The organism is Nocardioides pollutisoli (genome assembly GCF_040045055.1).
Taxonomy (GTDB): Bacteria; Actinomycetota; Actinomycetes; order Propionibacteriales; family Nocardioidaceae; genus Nocardioides; species Nocardioides tweenelious.
The window spans coordinates 249,784-270,045 of record NZ_JBDZDU010000002.1; the positions used below are offsets into that span (position 1 = coordinate 249,784).

At 69.7% G+C, this 20,262-nt stretch carries 23 protein-coding genes; 14 read left to right on the forward strand and 9 right to left on the reverse strand.

What is annotated here, in order from left to right:
• Positions 1-71 precede the first annotated feature (71 nt).
• From ABLE68_RS19270 to ABLE68_RS19285, 4 genes are all read left to right on the forward strand, one after another.
• The gene (locus ABLE68_RS19270; protein WP_348873547.1) at positions 72-656 is read left to right on the forward strand and encodes a TetR/AcrR family transcriptional regulator; all 585 of its coding nucleotides are present in this window, start codon (positions 72-74) and stop codon (positions 654-656) included.
• 458 nt (positions 657-1,114) lie between these two features.
• Complete coding sequence (gene lnt, locus ABLE68_RS19275; RefSeq protein WP_348873548.1) at positions 1,115-2,704, forward strand: apolipoprotein N-acyltransferase; 1,590 nt, start codon at positions 1,115-1,117, stop codon at positions 2,702-2,704.
• Positions 2,701-3,459 carry a polyprenol monophosphomannose synthase gene (locus ABLE68_RS19280; protein ID WP_348873549.1) on the forward strand — a complete coding sequence of 253 codons (759 nt, stop codon included), beginning with the start codon at positions 2,701-2,703 and terminating at the stop codon, positions 3,457-3,459. Before lnt ends, ABLE68_RS19280 begins: the two co-directional genes overlap by 4 nt.
• Before the next feature lie 38 nt (positions 3,460-3,497).
• Positions 3,498-3,941, forward strand: a complete 444-nt coding sequence (locus tag ABLE68_RS19285; protein ID WP_348873550.1) for an FxsA family protein — start codon at positions 3,498-3,500, stop codon at positions 3,939-3,941.
• On the opposite strand, the gene ABLE68_RS19290 is transcribed toward ABLE68_RS19285, so the two are convergent.
• From ABLE68_RS19290 to ABLE68_RS19300, 3 genes are all read right to left on the reverse strand, one after another.
• A complete protein-coding gene (locus ABLE68_RS19290) occupies positions 3,938-4,324 on the reverse strand; it encodes an RNA polymerase-binding protein RbpA (RefSeq protein WP_348873551.1) in 387 nt (128 codons plus the stop codon). The two genes, ABLE68_RS19285 and ABLE68_RS19290, sit on opposite strands and share 4 nt — an antisense overlap.
• 210 nt (positions 4,325-4,534) lie before the next feature.
• The gene (locus tag ABLE68_RS19295) at positions 4,535-5,899 is read right to left on the reverse strand and encodes an MFS transporter (RefSeq protein ID WP_348873552.1); all 1,365 of its coding nucleotides are present in this window, start codon (positions 5,897-5,899) and stop codon (positions 4,535-4,537) included.
• On the reverse strand, positions 5,896-6,708 hold the full coding sequence (locus ABLE68_RS19300; protein ID WP_348873553.1) for a glycerophosphodiester phosphodiesterase family protein: 813 nt from the start codon (positions 6,706-6,708) through the stop codon (positions 5,896-5,898). The genes ABLE68_RS19295 and ABLE68_RS19300 overlap by 4 nt, the downstream gene beginning before the upstream one ends.
• A 90-nt stretch (positions 6,709-6,798) precedes the next feature.
• On the opposite strand from ABLE68_RS19300, the gene ABLE68_RS19305 reads away from it, so the two are divergent.
• Complete coding sequence (locus ABLE68_RS19305) at positions 6,799-7,071, forward strand: TFIIB-type zinc ribbon-containing protein (RefSeq protein ID WP_348873554.1); 273 nt, start codon at positions 6,799-6,801, stop codon at positions 7,069-7,071.
• 123 nt (positions 7,072-7,194) lie between these two features.
• Here the strand turns inward: ABLE68_RS19305 and ABLE68_RS19310 are convergent, their stop codons facing one another.
• Positions 7,195-8,721 (reverse strand): UDP-N-acetylglucosamine 1-carboxyvinyltransferase, encoded by a 1,527-nt coding sequence (locus ABLE68_RS19310; RefSeq protein WP_348873555.1) that lies wholly within the window; start codon positions 8,719-8,721, stop codon positions 7,195-7,197.
• 104 nt (positions 8,722-8,825) lie between these two features.
• On the opposite strand from ABLE68_RS19310, the gene ABLE68_RS19315 reads away from it, so the two are divergent.
• Positions 8,826-9,842 (forward strand): zinc-dependent alcohol dehydrogenase family protein, encoded by a 1,017-nt coding sequence (locus tag ABLE68_RS19315; protein ID WP_348873556.1) that lies wholly within the window; start codon positions 8,826-8,828, stop codon positions 9,840-9,842.
• Positions 9,843-9,845: 3 nt separating this feature from the next.
• On the opposite strand, the gene ABLE68_RS19320 is transcribed toward ABLE68_RS19315, so the two are convergent.
• Positions 9,846-10,256, reverse strand: coding sequence for a hypothetical protein (locus tag ABLE68_RS19320; protein ID WP_348873557.1), 411 nt, complete (start codon positions 10,254-10,256; stop codon positions 9,846-9,848).
• A 530-nt stretch (positions 10,257-10,786) separates the two neighbouring features.
• Here ABLE68_RS19320 and ABLE68_RS19325 point away from each other — a divergent pair.
• The 6 genes from ABLE68_RS19325 to ABLE68_RS19350 are packed head-to-tail and all read left to right on the forward strand — an operon-like array spanning position 10,787 to position 15,290.
• Positions 10,787-11,164, forward strand: coding sequence for a hypothetical protein (locus tag ABLE68_RS19325; RefSeq protein WP_348873558.1), 378 nt, complete (start codon positions 10,787-10,789; stop codon positions 11,162-11,164).
• Positions 11,165-11,183: 19 nt separating this feature from the next.
• A complete protein-coding gene (locus tag ABLE68_RS19330) occupies positions 11,184-11,633 on the forward strand; it encodes a helix-turn-helix transcriptional regulator (protein WP_348873559.1) in 450 nt (149 codons plus the stop codon).
• A 5-nt stretch (positions 11,634-11,638) separates the two neighbouring features.
• On the forward strand, positions 11,639-12,049 hold the full coding sequence (locus ABLE68_RS19335; protein WP_348873560.1) for a VOC family protein: 411 nt from the start codon (positions 11,639-11,641) through the stop codon (positions 12,047-12,049).
• A gap of 1 nt (position 12,050) precedes the next feature.
• Positions 12,051-12,287, forward strand: coding sequence for a hypothetical protein (locus ABLE68_RS19340; protein ID WP_348873561.1), 237 nt, complete (start codon positions 12,051-12,053; stop codon positions 12,285-12,287).
• Positions 12,288-12,315: 28 nt separating this feature from the next.
• Positions 12,316-14,664 (forward strand): ATP-binding cassette domain-containing protein, encoded by a 2,349-nt coding sequence (locus tag ABLE68_RS19345; protein WP_348873562.1) that lies wholly within the window; start codon positions 12,316-12,318, stop codon positions 14,662-14,664.
• Complete coding sequence (locus ABLE68_RS19350; RefSeq protein WP_348873563.1) at positions 14,664-15,290, forward strand: GrpB family protein; 627 nt, start codon at positions 14,664-14,666, stop codon at positions 15,288-15,290. Before ABLE68_RS19345 ends, ABLE68_RS19350 begins: the two co-directional genes overlap by 1 nt.
• On the opposite strand, the gene ABLE68_RS19355 is transcribed toward ABLE68_RS19350, so the two are convergent.
• A complete protein-coding gene (locus tag ABLE68_RS19355) occupies positions 15,241-16,611 on the reverse strand; it encodes an oxygenase MpaB family protein (protein ID WP_348873564.1) in 1,371 nt (456 codons plus the stop codon). The genes ABLE68_RS19350 and ABLE68_RS19355 overlap by 50 nt on opposite strands.
• A gap of 117 nt (positions 16,612-16,728) precedes the next feature.
• On the opposite strand from ABLE68_RS19355, the gene lepB reads away from it, so the two are divergent.
• Together lepB and ABLE68_RS19365 are read left to right on the forward strand one after the other, a co-directional pair.
• Positions 16,729-17,496, forward strand: coding sequence for a signal peptidase I (gene lepB / locus ABLE68_RS19360; protein ID WP_348873565.1), 768 nt, complete (start codon positions 16,729-16,731; stop codon positions 17,494-17,496).
• 24 nt (positions 17,497-17,520) lie between these two features.
• Positions 17,521-18,018 carry a VOC family protein gene (locus tag ABLE68_RS19365; protein WP_348873566.1) on the forward strand — a complete coding sequence of 166 codons (498 nt, stop codon included), beginning with the start codon at positions 17,521-17,523 and terminating at the stop codon, positions 18,016-18,018.
• 4 nt (positions 18,019-18,022) lie between these two features.
• Here the strand turns inward: ABLE68_RS19365 and ABLE68_RS19370 are convergent, their stop codons facing one another.
• From ABLE68_RS19370 to ABLE68_RS19380, 3 genes are read right to left on the reverse strand one after another with little or no spacing between them, the layout of a single operon-like run.
• A complete protein-coding gene (locus ABLE68_RS19370; RefSeq protein ID WP_348873567.1) occupies positions 18,023-18,589 on the reverse strand; it encodes an HAD family acid phosphatase in 567 nt (188 codons plus the stop codon).
• A 4-nt stretch (positions 18,590-18,593) separates the two neighbouring features.
• A complete protein-coding gene (locus ABLE68_RS19375; RefSeq protein WP_348873568.1) occupies positions 18,594-19,463 on the reverse strand; it encodes an LLM class F420-dependent oxidoreductase in 870 nt (289 codons plus the stop codon).
• A gap of 10 nt (positions 19,464-19,473) precedes the next feature.
• Complete coding sequence (locus tag ABLE68_RS19380) at positions 19,474-20,208, reverse strand: M50 family metallopeptidase (protein ID WP_348873569.1); 735 nt, start codon at positions 20,206-20,208, stop codon at positions 19,474-19,476.
• Between the last annotated feature and the right edge of the window lie 54 nt (positions 20,209-20,262).

A 20,262-nucleotide genomic window follows, 5' to 3' on the forward strand; every position in this document is an offset into this window, starting at 1 on the left:
TGGGCTACCGATCGATCGATCGATCGGGCATCATGCTGACCGTAGGTCGTCGTCCGGAGAGGGGTCAAGTGGTGGCAGAGGCAGTCGCACCGACCACCGCCGAGCGCGTGCGGGCGGCGGCGCTCAGCCTCTTCGCCGAGCGCGGCTACCACGGCACCGGGATCCGCCAGCTGGCCGATGCCGCCGGCCTGTCCTCGGCCTCGCTCTACCACTACATGGGCACCAAGGAGGAGCTGCTGGTCGCGATCATGCGCACCAGCCTGACCCGGCTGGTCGACGCGGGGGAGGAGATCTGTGCCGACCCCGCGCTCACCGCGCGCGAACGCCTGGTCGCACTCGTCGAGATGCACGTGCGCACCCATGCTCGCTCACCCGAGGAGACCCGCGTCGTCGACGACGAGGTGCGGGCCCTGTCGGCCACGTCCCGGGGAGAGATCGTCGCGCTCCGCGACCGCTACGAGGACCTCTGGCAGGCGACGATCGACGAGGGCGTCCGCAGCGGGTCCTTCCGGGTGGAGACTCCGGCACTGGCCCGGCGCGCCCTGCTGGAGATGTGCAGTGGAGTGGCCCGCTGGTGGGTGCCGTCCGGGCCGCTCAGCCTGGACGAGCTCGCCGACGAATATGCGACGATGGCCGTCCATCTGGTGCGCGCCTGAGGCGCGGGTGACGCGACCCCGGCGCGTCGCGCGCGACACGCCGAATCCGCAGGAATTTTCACCCTCGATCTCACCCGGGCGACTGCCCCTCTGACCTGCGGGTTCACGCAAACGCGCAGGTCACGGAACGGTTGACAGCCACCCGCTCCGCATTCGAGGGTGTGCCGTCCACCCATGCAGATCGTGGCAGGTGGACCGACGTCCGAGTGGCCGGGTCGGAGGGTGGGGCTCCAACCATCCCGTCCGCCCCTGTTCGCGGAGGTCGGTCCGCTCCGCGAGGGTGGATACGGAAGGGACCCGTATCCCCTAGACAACAGCCACGTACCTGGCAGCCGGTCGGGGACGGACTGGTCCGAAGGGTGCGGGACCCTTCCGGAGCTCTGCAAGAGATGGACAAGGTGTCGCCAGAAGTTGTCTCGTGCCGGTCCCGCAGACGCGGGGCCGGTATTTTTCATGTCGTGCCCCTTCGGATCCTGGTCGCGCTCGCCTGCGGCGTCGCGCTGTCGCTCGCCTTCGAGCCGGTCGCGGCGCCGATCGTGATCCCGTTCGCGGTCGCCGGCTTCGTCCTGGCGACCCGTGGCCTCCGGGCCCGCTCCGCCTGGGTGGTCGGCCTCGCCTTCGGGCTCGGCTTCGAGCTGGTGCTGCTGTTCTGGATGCGAACGGTCGGACCGGACGCCTGGATCGGGCTCTCGATCTGGCAGTCGCTCTACTTCTCCGTGCTCGGGATCGGGTCGACGCTGCTCCAGCGACACCGGCTGTGGCCGCTCTGGTTGCCGGCAGCGTGGGTGACGACCGAGCTCTGGTACAGCACCTGGCCGTTCAGCGGGATGCCGTGGGGCCGCCTGGCGTTCGCCGTCATCGACACCCCGGTCGCCGACGCGATGCCCTGGCTCGGCACCGTTGGCGTCAGCTTCGTCCTGGCCCTCAGCGGCAGCCTCCTCGCGTGGGTCGTGCTCGCGCGCGAGCGGACCCGCCTCGTGGCAGGCGGGCTCCTGGTCGCCGTGGTCGCCGGGGCGCTCGTGCTGCCAGTCGCCTTCGCCTGGGAGCCGACCCAGGAGGGCGAGGTGACCGTCGCGGCCGTCCAGGGCGACGTGCCCGGCAACGGCGACGACATCCTCTACGACTACCGACAGGTCACCCAGAACCTCGTCGACGTCACCACCCGGCTCGCGCAGGACGTCAGCGCCGGGACGGTGAAGCAGCCCGACTTCGTCGTCTGGCCGGAGAACTCCACCGCCGTCGACCCCTTCCGCGACACCCGGACCAACGCGCAGATCGAGGCCGCGAGCGCGGCGATCAAGCTCCCGATCATGGTCGGCGCGATCGTCGACGCCGGCCCGACGCACGTGCTCAACCAGGGGATCGTGTGGGATCCCGTGACCGGGGCGGGGGACCGCTACACCAAGCACCACCCGGTGGTCTTCGGCGAGTACATCCCCTTCCGCGGCCAGCTCGACGACCTCCAGATCGGCCGGCTCACGATGGTGGGTCGCGACATGGTCGCCGGCACGCGCACGGAACCGCTGCGCGTCGCCGGCATCGAGGTCGCCGACTCGATCTGCTTCGACGTCGCGTACGACGACGCGATCTACGCCCAGGTCAGCCGCGGCGCCCAGCTGCTCACCGTGCAGACGAGCAACGCCACCTTCATCCACACGCACCAGATCGACCAGCAGTTCGCGATCACCCGCCTGCGCGCGATCGAGACCGGCCGGTGGCTCGTGGTCGCGTCGACCAACGGCGTCTCCGGGATCATCTCGCCCGACGGCACGGTCGTCGCCCAGGCCGCGCCGCGCACCCAGGCGGCCCTGGTCGAGACGGTCGGGCTGGACACCGCGCTGACCCCCGCGGTGCGGATGGGCGCCTGGCCCGGACGGGTCTGCATCGCGCTCACCGCCGTTGGCCTCCTGGTCACGTTCTTGGCAGGTGGGGTCCCGTATCCTCGGCGCCGGAACCGGCAGCAGGCCGAGGACGGCCGGGCAGGCTCCGACGCCCCGGTCGCCGCCTCAGCAGCGAACACAGCAGCGAGTGAAGGACGACCCGCGTGAGCGAGCGCAGCATCGATGGTCTCGGTCGGATCGTCGTGGTGATCCCCACCTACAACGAGGCCGAGAACATCGCCTGGATCGTCGGGCGTCTGCGCGCGGCGCAACCGGCGGTCGACGTCCTGGTCGTCGACGACGGGTCGCCCGACGGGACCGGCGGCATCGCCGACGACCTGGCGGCCGCCGACCCGGCCGTGCGCGTGATCCACCGCTCGGTGAAGGCGGGCCTGGGCGCCGCCTACCTCCACGGGTTCCGCGAGGCCCTGGCCGCGGGCTACGACGTCATCGGCGAGATGGACGCCGACGGCTCCCACCAACCCGAGCAGCTCGACCGGCTCCTCGACGCGCTGCGAGGCGCCGACCTGGTGATCGGGTCGCGCTGGGTCCCGGGCGGCTCGGTCGTGAACTGGCCGCTGCAGCGCGAGATCCTGTCGCGCGGCGGCAACCTCTACGTGCGGCTGCTGCTCGGCGTGAAGATCCGGGACGCGACGGCCGGGTTCCGGCTGTTCCGGCGCACGACCCTCGAGAAGATCGACCTCGACGCGGTCGAGTCGACCGGCTACGTCTTCCAGACCGACATGGTCGCCCGGACGCTCGCGGCGGGCCTGGTCGTGCGCGAGGTGCCGATCGAGTTCGTCGAGCGGATCCGCGGCGACTCGAAGATGAGCGGCGCGGTCGCCACCGAGTCGCTCAAGCGGATCACCGCCTGGGGCCTGCGCGAGCGCAGGGCCCAGATCACGAGGGCGCTGCGCCGATGAGGTCGCGTCGTCGCCGGTTGGTCTCGGGCCTGTTGTTCGTGCTTTTCGTGGTCGTGCCGCTGGTCGAGATCTACGTCCTGGTGCAGGTCGGCCAGGTGATCGGCGCCGGCTGGACGATCGCGCTGCTGCTGGCGGACGCGATCCTCGGCACCTGGCTGATCCGGCGCGAGGGCCGCCGCACCTGGCTGGCGCTGCGCGAGGCGCTGAACACCGGGCGGATGCCGGCGACCGAGCTCGCCGACGGCGCGCTGGTGCTGGTCGGCGGCACGCTGATGATCGCGCCGGGGTTCGTCACCGACATCTTCGCGTTCTTCCTGATCCTGCCGCTGACGCGGCCGGTGTTCCGGCGGCTGCTGACGGCGGTCGTCGCACGCCGGCTGGTCGTGAACGTGACTCGCCCCGGACCCGGGCCCTCGTCGGGGCCCGTGATCCGGGGCGAAGTCGTCAACGATCCTCCGGAAGAGGGTCAGGCCTCGCGCTAGGCGGAGGCCTTCCGCTTCTTCTGGTTGGCGCGGTGCAGGTGCGCCGGGCCGATCTCGCCGCCGCGCAGCAGCTCGAGGCGCTCCTTGAGGATGTCCTCGAGCTCCTTCTCCGAGCGCCGCTCCAGCAGCATGTCCCAGTGGGTGCGGGCCGGCTTCTCGGCCTTCACCTCGGGGACGATGCCGGAGATGCTGAGACCCTCCGCGCCGCAGCGCGGGCACTCCCAGATCGCCGGTACGTCGGCCTCGACCGACATCGTGATCTCGAACTCGTGTCCCTGCGGACAGCGGTAGCCGACCTGCTGACGAGCCGCGAACTCGATCCCGCGCTCGTCCTCAAAACTCTGGCCCCCGAGCCGCGCTCCACGCAGTGTGCGCTCTGCCATGAGCCACCTCCCGAATCTAGTTCCCCCGTTGTGCCTGACCGAGACGGACGAAACCTGTGTTCGTGACACCGGATTTCGGGGTTCATCTACCCACCCGGTCGACGTCTCAATCTGTTCAACGGTAGCGGTGAGGACAAGATTCCGGGAATTGCCCGATGAGGCAGCGGTCACAGCTCGAGGTACTAGTACCTCTGGGTCGTGGGCGTGCCCTCAGATGACCGCAGGCACCCGGTTGCCGGCTTCCTCGATGCCGCGCTTCGGGTCGAGCCGCAGCAGGAAGAAGGCACCGAGCACGAAGAACGCGATGAGCGCGAAGATCGCCGGTCGGTAGGACCCGGTCAGCTGGAAGACCAGGCCGAAGACGAACGTCCCGAACCACGACGTACCGCGCTCGCAGGCGTTGTAGAGGGCGAAGTACTCGCCCTCGCGGCCGCGGGGGATCAGCAGGCTGAAGAACGAGCGGGACAGCGCCTGCGTGCCGCCCAGGACGATGCCGATCGCGACGCCGACGACCAGGAAGAGGGCGACGTTCTTCTCGGGGAGGAACATCGCGGCGACCACGATCACCATCCAGGCGAAGACGCCCCAGAGGATCGAGCGGTAGGCGCCGTACGTCGCGGCGAGGCGGCCGAAGAGGAGCGCACCGCCGAAGGCCACGAACTGGATGAGCAGGATCGTCGCGATCAGCACGGAGTCACCGAAGTGCAGCTGCTTGGAGCCGTACGTCGACGCCGCGTAGATCACCGTCTGGATGCCGTCGTTGTAGAAGAGGTAGGCGACGAGGAAGGTCAGCGTCATCGGGAAGGCGCGCATCTCCTTGAGCGTGGCGAAGAGCTGCCCGAAGCTGCGCTGGAAGAGGCCGCCCGACTCCGCGACGACGTGCTGCGCCGGCCGGTTGCGGAGCCGGATCACCGGGATGATCGTGAAGCCGGCCCACCAGACGGCGGCGCTCAGCAGGGAGAGCCGCACCGACATCTCCTTCGAGAGCCCGAAGCTGTCGTGACCCAGCACCATGACCAGGTTGAGGAGCAGCAGCAGGCCACCGCCCAGGTAGCCGAACGCCCAGCCTCGCGAGGAGACGCGGTCGCGGTCGTCCTCGTCCGAGATGTCGACGAGGATCGCGTAGTAGCTGACCAGCGAGCAGCCGCCGAGGATGCTGCTGATCACGATGACCACGGCACCGAGCTGCCAGCTGTCGCCGTGCATGAGGAAGAGCAGGCCGCAGAAGAACGACCCGGCCCAGGCGAACCCGGCCATGTGCCACTTCTTGCGGCTCGAGCGGTCGACGAAGGCGCCGACGACCGGGAGCAGGAAGGCGCTCGCGATGGTGGCGAAGCTGGTCAGGTAGAACGGCAGCGAGCCTGCGGCGAGGTGGAGCCCGAGGACGTCGACGGTCTTCGAGCAGGTGTCGTCGGCATCGACGCACCCGGCCGCCTTGCCGGCGACGCTGATCATGAACGGCGCGAACAGGACCGTCAGGACGGTCGTGTAGTAGGCCGAGTTGGCCCAGTCGTACCAGTTCCAGGCCTTCTGCTCCCGGACCAGCTCCTCGGGACTGACCTGCGCTGTGGTCATCGGTCGTTCCTCCACTGGCCCCGCTCGACAAGGACGGACCTGAGTATGTCCGTCCGGTCCGTGAAGATGCCGTCAACGCCCCGGTCGAGCAAGGCGTTCATCTCGTCGGCGTCGTCGATCGTCCAGACGTGCACCTGGCGGCCGGTCGCGTGCGCGCGCCGTACGAGGCCGGGGGTGACGACCCGGAGCCGACCGCGTCGGTGCGGGATCTGCAGGGCCGCCGACTGGTGGCGCGTGAGCAGCCCAGCCAGACGTGCGCTCGGGAGGAAGCGGAACAGGCCGATCTCCCGCAGGGTCGCCGAAGTCGCGACCCGACCTCCGGTGAGCTCGCGGAACTGGTCGATCCGGCTCTGGGAGAACGAGCCGACCAGGACCCGGTCCCAGGCCTCGCGCGCGGCCACGAAGTCGGCGAGCGCCGTGACCGCACCGTCCGACTTGAGGTCGATGTTGAAGCTGGCCCCGGGCAGCGCGTCGAAGAGCTCGGCGAGCGTGGGGATCGGTTCTCGGCCGCCGACCCGGGCCTCGTGGATCTCGGCGTACGTCAGGTCCGCGACCGCGCCGGTGCGGTCGGTGGTCCGGTCCAACACGTCGTCGTGGAAGGCGAGCAGCACGCCGTCGCGGGTCGTGTGGACGTCGGTCTCGAGGTAGGTGTAGCCGAGGTCGGCAGCGTGACGGAAGGCGACCAGGGTGTTCTCGAGGCCGGCGGTCTCGGGGTGGTGGGCGCCGCCCCGGTGCGCGAACGCGAGCACCGTCCCGGGTCGGTCGAGCAGCCGGTCGAGGTACGGGAAACCCGTCCGGGGCGTAGGCACGTGTCGAAGTATCCCTGGTGCCCGCGTGCGCCCGGCCCTGGGTCGGCGAGGGTCCCTCACGCGTCACCACCGGAGCGGTAACGTCTCGGCATGGAGACCTTGACCTGTCCTCGATGCGGCGCCGAGATGGTCACGCGAGCCGTCAGCTCGTCCCTGGGGGAGGGAGAGGTCAGCTCGTGCCCCGACGGGCACGGCGTGTTCCTCGCCCGGGCCGACCTCGGCGCCCTGGTCGAGTCCGAGAGCGACTGGCACCGCCACGCGGGTCAGCACACCGCCCCGATGCCGCGGATCACCCCCGACATGGTCGCCCCGCCGGCCGGCAAGATCCCGGCACGCGCGTGGGTGGAGACCCTGTTCGACTGAGAGCGCCGGAGGTTGAGGAAGGACGAAGTCCTGTCTCGAAACCCCGGAAACCAAGGCTGGCGCTAGGGCTGCAGGGGACAACGAGTGCGGTTGCTGCGCAACCTCCTCAACCAACGAGATGGCTCAGATGTCGCGGAACGTCTCGATGCTGGCGCCGAGCTGGTTGAGCCGCTCGGCGAGGTCCTCGTAGCCGCGGTGGATGACGTACGTCGAGCGGAGCACCGAGGTGCCCTTCGACGCGAGCATGGCCAGCAGGATGACGACAGCCGGGCGCAGTGCCGGGGGGCAGACGAGCTCGGTGCCGGTCATGCTGGTCGGGCCCTCGATCATCACCCGGTGGGGGTCGAGCAGCTTGACCTTGGCGCCGAGCTTGTTGAGGTCGGTGAGGTAGATCGCCCGGTTCTCGTAGACCCAGTCGTGCAGCAGGGTCTGGCCCTCGGACACGGCGGCGATCACCGCGAAGAACGGCAGGTTGTCGATGTTGAGCCCCGGGAACGGCATCGGGTGGATCTTGTCGAGCGGGGCGTGCAGCTCGGACGGCTTCGTGGTGATGTCGACCAGGCGGGTGTGGCCGTTGCGGGCGACGTACTCCTCCGACCGGTCGTAGTTGAAGCCCATCTCCTCGAGGAGCGCGAGCTCGATCTCGAGGAACTCGATCGGCACCCGGCGGATGGTGATCTCGGACTTCGTCACGATGCCGGCGGCCAGCAGCGACATCGCCTCGATCGGGTCCTCGCTGGGGGCGTAGTCGACGTCGACGTCGATGTCCTCGAGCCCGGTGACGGTCAGCGTCGTGGTGCCGATGCCCTCGACGGTGACGCCGAGGCGCTGCAGGTAGAAGCAGAGGTCCTGGACCATGTAGTTCGACGACGCGTTGCGGATCATCGTCGTGCCGGGGTGCAGCGCAGCGGCCATCAGGGCGTTCTCGGTGACCGTGTCGCCACGCTCGGTGAGCACGATCGGGCGCTGCGGCTCGATGGCCCGGTTGACCTGGGCGTGGTAGCTGCCGTCGGTCGCCTTCACCTCGAGCCCGAACGGGCGCAGCGCGGCCATGTGCGGCTCGACGGTGCGGGTGCCGAGGTCGCAGCCTCCGGCGTACGGCAGCTCGAAGACGTCGGCACGGTGGAGCAGGGGCCCGAGGAACATGATGATCGAGCGCGTACGACGGGCCGCCTCGGCGTCGACGTGGTCGAGGTCGAGCTGCTTGGGCGGGATGATCTCGAGGTCGTTGTCGTCGTTGAGCCACCGCGCCTGGACGCCCATGCTGGTGAGCACCTCGAGGAGCCGGTTGACCTCCTCGATCCGGGCGACCTTGCGCAGCGTGGTGCGCCCCCGGTTGAGCAGCGAGGCGCAGAGCAGCGCGACGCCGGCGTTCTTGGACGTCTTCACGTCGATCTCGCCCGACAGGGTGGTCGGACCCGTCACCCGGAGGTGGGTGGGGCCGCCGCCGACGGCGACGATCTCGGAGTCGAGAGCGGCACCGATGCGCGCCAGCATCTCGAGGGACATGTTCTGGTGGCCCTTCTCGATCCGGTTGACCGCGCTCTGGCTGGTGCCGAGCAGGTCGGCCAGCTGGTGCTGCGTCAGACCGCGGTGCTTGCGGGCGTCCCGGATGAGGTTGCCGATGCGGTTCTTGTATCCCTCGCTCATGTCACTCACGGTAACTCATATATGAGATAACGCAACTCCCGGCGGGATCGGGAGTGTCGACAGGGGGAGCGGAGGCTCAGGACAGACCTGCGAGGATTGCCGTCATGCGTGCAACGACTCTCCACGGTACCCGAGACATCCGGCTTTCCGAGGTTCCCGACCCGACGATCCAGAAGCCGACCGACGCGATCGTCAAGGTCGTCGCCGGCTGCATCTGCGGTTCGGACCTGTGGCCCTACCGCGGCGAGAACGAGATCACCCCCGGCGAGACCATCGGCCACGAGTGCATCGGGGTGGTCGAGGAGGTGGGCGCCGAGGTGCGCTCCTTCAAGCCGGGCGACTTCGTGATCGTCCCGTTCGACCACTGCGACAACACCTGCCCGCACTGCCTCGCGGGGGCGCAGGCCGCCTGCGACAACCTCGGCTTCACCGAGAGCGGGCAGGCGGAGTACTCGCTGGTGAACCAGGCCGAGGGCAGCCTGGTGAAGACCGACGGCATGCCCGACGCGTCCCTGCTCCCGTCGCTGCTGACCCTCGCCGACGTCTTCCCGACCGGCTGGCACGCCGCGGTCTCCGCCGGCGTCCGTGAGGGCGGTACGGCGGTCGTGGTCGGCGACGGCGCGGTCGGCCTGTGCGGCGTGCTCGCCGCCTCGATCATGGGCGCCGAGAAGATCATCGCGATGTCGCGCCACGAGCCCCGTCAGGAGATCGCCCGGGCCTTCGGTGCGACCCACGTCGTCGCCGAGCGCGACAAGGAGGGCGCCGCGGCGATCAAGGAGATCACCGGGGGAGTGGGGGCCGACTCGGTGCTCGAGTGCGTCGGCACCGACCAGGCCATGAAGACCGCCTTCGCGATCGCCCGCCCGGGCTCGACGGTCGGGTTCGTGGGAGCGCCGCACGGGATCGAGCTCCCGGTGCGCCGGATGTTCGTCAAGAACATCGGGCTGGCCGGCGGCATGGCGCCGACGCGCAAGTACATCCCCGAGCTGCTCGACCTCGTGCTGTCGGGCAAGGCCGACCCGGGCAAGGTCTTCGACCTGACGCTGCCGCTCGACCAGGTCGCCGAGGGCTACCAGGCGATGGACGAGCGCCGAGCGGTCAAGGTGCTCCTGCAGCCGTGAGGGTCAGCTGCGGGTGCCGACGACCCGCAGGCCCACCCCGGCGAGCAGGCCGATGCCGGCGAGCAGCTCCGTCACGACGACGACCTGCTCGTCGTCGAGGAACAGCGCGAAGAGGATCAGCAGCACGCCGCAGAGCCCCAGCAGGGCGAGCGTCGGCTTCTCGGGCAGCGAGGTGTTGAGCGCCATCGCCGCGAGGACCACGACCGTCCCGATGATCCCGGCCCAGTAGCCGGCCCACATGCCCGAGGCCTCGTTGCCGTAGAGCAGCCAGCTGGCGAGGATCAGGCCGATGCCCGAGACCAGGATGAGCACCCACCCGAACGGTGCGAGCACCGGGACCGGTCCCGACGCCGAGGCCGGCGCGGTGTGGACAACGGGGGTGCCAGGTGCGGTACGTCGCTCGGGAGTCGCCATGGCAGAAATCCTACTCATGACGCAGGTCGGATGTGGGGAGTGGTCGACGGTCGCCAGGAACAGCCCGTGCTCAAGCGGGGTGGCGACCGTCGACCGAGCCGGCAAAAGCGCCGAGACGCGCGCTTCGCCGACATCCCAGGAGGGGGGTCGGAGTGAGGTCAGAGGCCGGTCACACGGTCACGAGGACCGTGGAGCGCCCGGGGACCGATGCCGGCTCGCAGTCGCAGGTGTCTCCACACGCAAGGTACGTGTGGAGGGCGTGCCCGCACTGCAGGCACGGCATGTCGTGCGACAAGTGCACCGAGTTCGTCTGAACGGTGTCCCACATGGCTCTACCTCCCCCCGTACCTCATGCTGCCCCCCAGCAGGCCCGACGTCGCGGGCCACCACCGACGGTAGGGAACCCCGGAGCGGCCCGTGGGCGGATTCGTCCGAAGATGGCCCAGATCGGGCATGCCGGCATGGCCCATCTGGGCCAGGGGTCGGCGCGTTCTCCGGACGGCCGCGCCGAGCGCTGCCATGCTGGACCGGTGATCTCGCATCGGTGGCGGCCGACCCTGCCCCTCGCCGCGACGGTGCTCGCCATGGCGCTGACGGCCGGCTGCTCGGGTGACGACTCGTGCGCGGGCAAGAGCTACCACCCGGATCTCGGTCAGAAGGGTGCGGCGACCCCGATCGACGCCCTGAACGTCTGGCTGGGCGGCACCACGGGCTACGGCGACGACCTGCCGCCCGACGACTCCTGGATCGTGTCGGAGCCCGATCCTCACGACACGACGGTCACGGTGATCCGCAACGACGACGGCGACGGCTGGTGGGTCTCGGTGAGGAAGACGGAGTCCGGTGGGTGGGTGGTCGCCGAGGCGACCGACGACGCGACCGGCTGCGCGGACGAGCTGTCCGGCTGACCCGTGGGACGATGACGTCGTGACCAGCACGGCCGCCGAGAAGCAGCGCCTGCGCGACCTCGCCCTCCTGCGCCGGGTGCGCGACCGGATGGATCGCGAGTACGCCGAGCCCCTGAACGTCGAGGCGCTCGCGCTCGGCGTGAACATGTCGGCCGGCCACCTGAGCCGGGAGTTCAAGCGTGCGTACGGCGAGTCGCCGTACTCCTACCTGATGACCAGGCGCATCGAGCGCGCGATGGCGCTGCTCCGTCGTGGTGACCTCTCCGTCACGGAGGTCTGCTTCGAGGTCGGCTGCCAGTCGCTCGGCACCTTTAGCACCCGCTTCACCGAGCTGGTCGGGATGTCGCCGAGCGCCTACCGGCGCGAGGCCGAGCGCGACGCCGACGGCATGCCCCAGTGCGTGGTCAAGCAGGTCACGAGACCGGTCAGGAATCGAGAAGCAGCTGGGGCTGACCGGCTACTAGCGTGAGCCACATGGACATCACCATTCACACCACGGTTCTCCCGCACGAGGATCCCGAGGCCTCGTTGGCGTTCTACCGCGACGTCCTCGGCTTCGAGGTCCGCAGCGACGTCGGCAAGGGCACGATGCGCTGGATCACCGTCGGACCTCCCGGGCAGCCCGAGACCTGCATCCTGCTCGGCCCGCCGGCAGCCAACCCCGGGATCACCGACGACGAGCGCACCACGATCACCGAGATGATGGCCAAGGGCACCTTCGGCTGGATCATGCTCGCGACCCGCGACCTCGACGGCACCTTCGACCGGGTCCAGGCCAGCGACGTCGAGGTCATCCAGGAGCCGACCGAGCAGCCCTACGGCATCCGTGACTGCGCGGTCCGCGACCCCGCCGGCAACATGGTCCGCATCCAGGAGGTGCGCTGAGATGAAGACGATGACCTGCCGAGAGATGGGCGGCCCGTGCGACCAGGCCTTCCAGGGCGAGAAGGCCGACGACGTGATCAACCAGCAGGACCAGCACCTGAAGGACATGGTCGCCGCCGGGGACGACGCCCACGGGCCCGCGAACGACGAGATGCGTGGTCGCTGGAAGCACCCCATCAAGGGGATGGGTTGGTACAAGAGCACCAAGAAGGCGTTCGCCGCCCTCCCCGAAGACTGAGCCGGAAGACTGAGGAGCCACCGCCCGCATGCACGAGGCCGACCGCCACGACCTGATCCGGGTGACCGGTGCCCGCGTCAACAACCTGCAGGACATCAGCGTCGAGATCCCGAAGCGACGGCTGACGGCGTTCACCGGTGTCTCCGGGTCGGGCAAGAGCTCGCTGGTCTTCGGGACGATCGCGGCGGAGTCGCGCCGGCTGATCGACGAGACCTACTCCACGTTCGTGCAGGGCTTCATGCCGAGCCTGCCGAGGCCCGACGTCGATGCGCTCGAGGGACTCACGACCGCCATCCTGGTGGACCAGGAGCGTCTGGGCGCCAACCCACGCTCGACGCTCGGCACGGTCACCGACGCCAACGCGATGCTCCGCTCGCTCTTCAGCCGCCTCGGCACGCCGTACATCGGTGGTCCGACCGCCTTCTCGTTCAACATCCCCACGACCAGGGCCAGCGGCGTCATGACCGGGCCCAAGGGTGAGAAGAAGATCGTCAAGGACGCGGTCTACCTCGGCGGCATGTGCGCGGAGTGCGAGGGGCGCGGCACGATCTCCGACCTGGACCTGTCGGTGATCATCGACGAGTCGAAGTCGCTGGTCGACGGCGCGATCCTGGTGCCGGGCTACACGGCCGACGGCTGGATGGTCGCGACCTACATCGAGTCCGGTTTCGTCGACCCGCAGAAGCCGATCAAGGACTACACCGAGAAGGAGCGCAACGACCTTCTCTACAAGCAGACGACCAAGATCAAGGCCAAGGGCATCAACGTCAGCTACGACGGGCTGATCCCGAAGATCCGCAAGTCGATGTTCAGCAAGGACGTCGACTCCCTGCAGCCCCACATCCGCGCGTTCGTCGAGCGGGCCGCGGTGTTCAAGACCTGCCCGGTCTGCGACGGCACCCGCCTGAACGAGTCGGCCCGGTCCTCGAAGATCGGCGGCGTCAGCATCGCGGACGTCTGTGCCATGCAGGTCGTGGACGCGGCGGCCTGGGCGCGCACCATCGACGACAGGGGAGTGGCGCCGCTCGTCGAGGGCCTCCTGCACCTCTTCGACTCCTTCGTCGAGATCGGTCTCGGCTACCTGTCCCTCGACCGGCCGTCGGGGACGCTGTCCGGGGGAGAGGCGCAGCGGACCAAGATGGTCCGCGCGCTCGGGTCGTCGCTCACCGACGTCACCTACGTCTTCGACGAGCCCACCGTCGGCCTGCATCCGCACGACATCGCGCGGATGAACAACCTGCTGCTGGAGCTGCGCGACAAGGGCAACACCGTGCTGGTCGTCGAGCACAAGCCGGAGACGATCGCGATCGCCGACCACGTCGTCGACCTCGGACCGGGCGCCGGCACCGGGGGAGGCACGATCTGCTTCGAGGGCACCGTCGACGAGCTGACGGCCTCCGACACGTTGACCGGTCGGCACCTCCACCAGCGGATCAGCCTCAAGGACGCGGTGCGCACCGCGTCGGGTCAGCTGGAGATCCGCGGCGCCAGCGAGCACAACCTGCGCGACGTCGACGTCGACGTGCCCCTGGGCGTCCTCTGCGTGGTCACCGGGGTGGCCGGGTCCGGCAAGTCGTCGCTCATCCACGGCTCGATCCCCACCGACGCGGAGGTGGTGTACGTCGACCAGGGGGCGATCAAGGGCTCCCGACGGTCCAACCCCGCGACGTACACCGGACTGCTCGAGCCGATCCGCAAGGCCTTCGCGAAGGCGAACGGCGTGAAGCCGGCGCTGTTCTCGGCCAACTCCGAGGGAGCCTGCCCGACCTGCAAGGGCAACGGGATGATCTACACCGAGCTCAGCTTCATGGAGACGGTGGCGACGCCGTGCGAGGACTGCGGCGGCAAGCGGTTCCAGGCCGCGGTGCTCGAGCTGCGGTTCGGGGAACTGAACATTGCCGAGGTGCTCGACCTGCCGGTCGCCGAGGCCCGTGCGTTCTTCGCCGAGGGCGACGCCAAGACCCCGGCAGCGGCAACGATCCTGACGCGCCTCGAGGACGTCGGCCTGGGCTACCTCAGGCTCGGCCAGCCGCTGACCGCACTGTCCGGCGGCGAGCGCCAGCGGCTCAAGCTGGCCATGAGCATGGGGGAGAAGGGCGACGTCTACGTCCTCGACGAGCCGACCACCGGTCTGCACCTCGCTGACGTCGAGAACCTGCTCGGACTGCTCGACCGGCTCGTCGACTCCGGCAAGTCGGTGATCGTCATCGAGCACCACCAGGCCGTGATGGCGCACGCCGACTGGATCATCGACCTCGGTCCGGGAGCCGGCCACGACGGCGGCCGCATCGTCTTCGAGGGCACGCCGGCCGACCTGGTCGGCGCGAAGAAGAGGACGCTCACCGGTGAGCACCTCGCGGAGTACGTCGGCGCGTGATGGCGACCCACCCGCTGTGGAACCCCTACGAGGTCCCGTCGATGGACGAGATCAACGCGGCGCGCGTCGAGATCGGCGCGTGGTCGCCCGCGGCTGTCGAGGTGGTCGCTCCGGACCCGGCGTGGCCGGCGGCGTATGCCGTCGTACGCGATCGCGTCGTCGACGCGCTCGGCGACCGGGTCGTGTCGATCGAGCATGTCGGCTCGACCTCCGTGCCGGGCCTGTGGGCGAAGCCGGTGATCGACCTCGACCTCACGGTGGCGGACTCCGGCGACGAGCACGCCTGGCTGCCCGACCTCGAGGCGGCCGGCTTCGTGCTGCGCGTCCGTGAGCCGGAGTGGGAGGAGCACCGCTGCCTGCGCGGCCAGGACCCGGAGTCCAACCTGCACGTCTTCTCTCCTGGCGCGCGCGAACCGCAGCGGCACCTGGTCTTCCGCGACTGGCTGCGCGCGCATCCCGACGACCGGGACCGCTACGCCTCGGTGAAACGCGCGGTGGCGGCTCGTGGTCACACCGACGCGATGCTCTACAACAACGAGAAGGCCTGGGTCGTCTACGACCTGTACGAGAAGGCGTTCACGGCCGACCCGCGGCACCAGCACGACCCGCAGCCGCGGCCGAGCTGACCGGCTTGTAGTTCGCTGCGTCCGAGCTGAAGTCCGCGTGGCCGAGACGCCCCAGGATCCGGTCCAGCTTGGCGACCAGCCGTCGGTCCGCGACCTCAGCGAGGCCGGGGACCCGCAGCGCGAGGTTGTAGCCGAGGACCTGACCACCGGCGAGAAGGGCGACGGCGAGCGCCTGCACCCGGTCTGCTCCGGTGAGCGCGACACCCATCTCGGCGGCTCGCGCGTCGTCGCCCTCGAGGAAGCGCTTCACGAAGAACGCCTTCGAGAAGCTGCGCTCGAACCGGTCGTGGACGCGGCTCCGCCGGGAGTGGTCGGGCTCGAGGTAGGCCTTCATGGTCGCGCGCAGCAGGGCGCCGCAGGTGTCGTCGTCGTACGCCTTGCGCAGCGTCGCCTGCCGGGTGCCGAGCGCGTCGATGATCCCGCGCGGCGTGCCGGGCAGCAGCTCCTCGGGCAGTCCCAGCAGGAAGCACCGGTAGCGCGACAGGTCGACCCGGGCCTGCTCCTCGCGGCTGAACTCGGTGCGCCCGGAGCGCACCACCTGCAGCGCCAGCACGAAGATCGTGAGCAGCCCGGCCGGCATCTGGTCGACCTGGGGGATCGGTACGCCGTAGACGGCCGAGTCCCACTTGCCGCGCCTCAGCACGTTGAACCGGACCATCGAGTGCATCAGCCGCACCTTGGCGGCCGCCTTGAAGCCCGGCCCGTGCCGCCCGAGGGCGCCCGGCAGCACGGTGCACGTGAAGAACGTGGCAGTCTCCTTGATCCGGTTGGCCGCCATGTCCTCACCCAGCGCGCCGGTGATCGCCATCGGCAGCGCGGCGTAGGCGTTCATGAACGTCGCGACGAACGCCCCGCGGATCGCGTAGGGACTGACGTGGGCGCTGAGGTTGCGATCGAGTCGGGCGCCGAGCTCGACGAGCTCCATGTCGAGCCAGTCCGGCCGGCGCTCCATGTCGGCGATCAGCGCCACCAGCTCGTCCGGAGCGTCCTGGACGGCGTCGATGCCGTGGTCGCACGCGTCGTCGAGCATCTGGACCAGGCGCTGGAAGCCGATCTCCGGCAGCAACGCGGCGTACGCGTCGGCCTCGGCGTCACCGAGCATCGTGAACGCCTCGATGACGGCGACCTGGTCCCGGTTCTCCAGGAGCTTGCGACGCTGCGGCGCCAGCGCGGCTCCAAGCTGCGACTCGTCGTCCGGATCGTCCGTGAAGCGCTCAGGACGCGCGTCGAAGTCGATCTCGCCGTACATCATCGGCAGTGCGGTGCGCTGGGAGGCGACCTGCCGGCGCAGGTCGTCGATCGAGGCGGTCGTGGGTGGCACAGTCAGACCGTAGGGGAATCCCCTTCTCCACGCCTGGATATATCGCCGATAACTGACATTATGTCAGTTAGTGAAGGCGCGAACAGGTAGTGACGGTGTACGCCGTACGCTCCCCTCGTGACGACGGGTGAGAACGAAGCGGCTGAGAACGAGGCGGCACCACGTGCCCCGAAGCCGACCAAGCGCAAGCACCTGTCGTGGTGGCAGGAGACGCTGCTGCTGGTGGTGATCGCCGTCGTCGTGGCGATCGTCGTGAAGACGTTCTTCGTCCAGGCGTTCTACATCCCGTCGCCGTCGATGGTGCCCGGACTGGTGAAGAACGACCGGATCCTCGTGGAGAAGCCGTCGTACTGGTTCGGCGAGCCGCAGCGCGGCGACGTCGTCGTCTTCAAGGACCCGGGCGGCTGGCTGCCGCCCGAGGACTCCGAGCCGCCGAACAAGGCGGCCGACCTGATGACGAAGATCGGCCTCTACCCCGCCGGCGGGCACCTGGTGAAGCGCGTGATCGGGACGCCCGGCGACGTGATCGTCTGCTGCGACGAGCAGGGACGGCTTTCCGTCAACGGACAGCCGCTCAACGAGGACGACTACGTCAACACCCCCGACGAGGTCGACTGCCGGGGCCCGATGGGCCCGGGCGACTGCGACTGGAAGGTCGGTCCGATCCCGGACGGCGACCTCTTCGTCATGGGCGACAACCGCGCGAACTCCGACGACTCCAGCGCCCATATGTGCCGCCCGGGCGAGACCGCGTGCGACCCCGACCGCGCCTTCGTCGACGAGGACCTGGTCGTCGGCCGGGTCTTCGCGGTGATCTGGCCGCGTGACCACATGGACTGGCTGCACCGGCCGGACACGTTCGCCGACGTACCGGACGCCCCGTAGCCGACCGGGAGTAGCGTTCACACCATGACCGATGTCGACCTCGCCGCGATCGAGACCGAGCGCGAGCGGATCCGCTCGACCTACCTCTCCCCTGATGGCGCTCGCCCGGTCTCGACGGCCCGCGGCCTGCACCACTTCGCGATCGTCTGCGCCGACGTCGAGCGCACCGTGCGCTTCTACCAGGAGCTGCTCGAGTTCCCGCTGACCGAGATCTTCGAGAACCGCGACTACCCCGGCTCCAACCACTTCTTCTTCGACATCGGCAACGGCAACCTGCTGGCCTTCTTCGACTTCCCCGGGCTCGACGTCGCGCCGTACGCCGAGGTCCTCGGCGGGCTCCACCACGTCTGCATCTCGATGGACCCGGCGCAGTGGGACCGGATCAAGGCCAAGCTCGACGACGCGGGCGTCGACTACGTCGCCGAGAGCGGCAGCTCGATCTACTTCCGCGACCCCGACGGCGCCCGGCTCGAGCTGATCTCGGACCCGCTCGGCGAGATGTACGGCACCAAGGTCACCTGAGCGATCAGGTCAGCTTGTTGCCGTAGCTCGGCAGCCGGAAGGCGCGCTCGTAGTTGCCTCCGACGAAGTCGGTCGAGTGGTTGCCGATGTTGGCGATGATCTTGTAGCCCTCGTCGACGAAGTGCCGGCGGCACCGCTGCTTGCTGTGGGCGACCTGCTCGCTGCGGTCCGTCTTGCCGCACAGCTCCTGCACGCGGTAGCCGGCGTCGACGAGCTCGCCCTCGGCGAGCTGCAGGGCCCGACCGCTGCGAGCCGTGTTGAAGAGCAGCACGACGCCGAGCTCGTCGGCATGGCGGGCGAACTTCAGGATCCGCGGGATCGCGTGGCCCGGGTCGTAGTGGCTGGCCAGCGACGAGTTGTCGATGTCGAGGTTGATCGCCAGACGGTCGCCCGTGCCCTCGGACCGGGCCACGCGCTTCTCCAGCCAGGTGTCGGAGCCGTGCATGACGCGGGCGACGTCCTGGGTCCACTTCCGCTCGCTGGGCAGTGCGGCCGACGCCGGCGTCGGTGCGGCGGCGACCAGGACGGCGCCTGCGACGACGGCCGCGGCCAGCATCTTCTGACGCAGCACGGGCTCAGACCTCCGCGAGACGCGGCAGGACGTCCTCGCACACCGACGTCGTCCACCCGACCGGGTCGTCGGTCGGCGGGACCATGGTGATGAGCTCGATCCCGAGAGCGGCGTACTCCCCCATCGACGTGAGGAACGCGTCGGTGTCAGAGAGCGGGTCGCCCATGATGATCATGGTCTTCTCGATCGCGTCGTAGTCGCGGCCGAGCGTGTCGCAGTGGCCGCGCAGCACCTCGAGCTTGTGGCGCACGACGTCGGGCTCCTGGCCGAAGATGTTGCAGGCATCGGCGTACTGCGCGACCATCCGCAGCGTCTTCCGCTCGCCACTCCCCCCGATCAGGATGGGCGGGTGCGGCTGCTGCACCGGAGGCGGGACGCAGACGGTCTCGGCGAGATGGAAGTGCTTGCCGTCGTAGGGGCCGTCCTCGGCGCTCCACATCTGCTGGCAGATCTGCAGGGTCTCCTCGAGCCGCTCGAAGCGGTCGGAGGTCGACGGGAACGGCACGCCGAGCCCGTCGTGCTCGCGGTCGTACCACGCCGCGCCGATGCCGAGCATCGCCCGGCCGCGCGAGAGCACGTCGAGGGTGGTCACGATCTTGGCGAGCAGGCCCGGGTAGCGGTACGTCGCGCCGGTCACGAGCAGGCTGAGCCGGACGTTCTCGGTCTGGCCGGCCAGGTAGCCGAGGGTCGTGTAGCCCTCCATCATCGGCTCGGGCGGGCCGCCCAGGTTCTCCATCTGGAACCAGTGGTCCATGACCGTGAATAAGGACACGCCCCCCTGGTCGGCGACCTTCGCGGTCTCCGTCAGCCGGTCGGCGAGACGGGTCTGCCAGTCGGGGTGGGTGAAGTTCGCGTAGTGGATGCCGATGCGCACGCCGACGACCCTACGCCGCGGCTCCCAGCAGCCACGCCGCCCCGAGCGTGAGGCACCCGCCCGTCACCACCAGGAAGATGCCGATCCACACCAGCCCGGGCAACGGCGTCAGCCGCGCGAGCACGTCGGCGTCGGAGGTCCGTGCCTGCCCGCGGCGTCGTTGCGCCTGCAGCTCGAGCACCGGACGCGGCGCCGCCAGCAGCAGGAACCAGGTCCCGGTGCACGCCGTGACGGCCTGCACGTCCCCGCTCCCCCACCACGACACCGCGAAGACCGCGACCCCGGCGACCAGCACGGCGTAGAGCCCGTAGAAGTTGCGGATCTGGAGCAGCAGCAGCCCGAGGAGCACGACCACCAGCCACAGCACGGCCAGCGCGTGCTGGCGCCCGAGGAGGTACGCCGCCCCGAGCCCGACCAGCGCCGGCCCGACGTACCCGGCGAACGCCGTGGCGATCATCCCGGGACCTGTGGGCCTCCCCTTCGAGACCGTCAGCCCGGAGGTGTCGGAGTGGAGACGGATTCCGGACAAGCGACGTCCGGCCAGCAGTGCGGCCACCCCGTGGGCGCCCTCGTGGGCGATGGTGACGACGTGCCGGCCGACCCGCCACAGCTGCGGCACGACCACCACGAGGAGCGCGACCACCCCGCAGAGCAGGGTCGCGCCGCGGTCGAGCGCGGGCTGGGTGCCGGTGATGTCGCCCCAGATCGACGACCAGGAGCCAGGGAGCGACTCGTGGACCAGCACGCCGACATCGTGCCCGACGCGCGTGTGAGAGCCGTGGATCGGGTACGCCCCCGC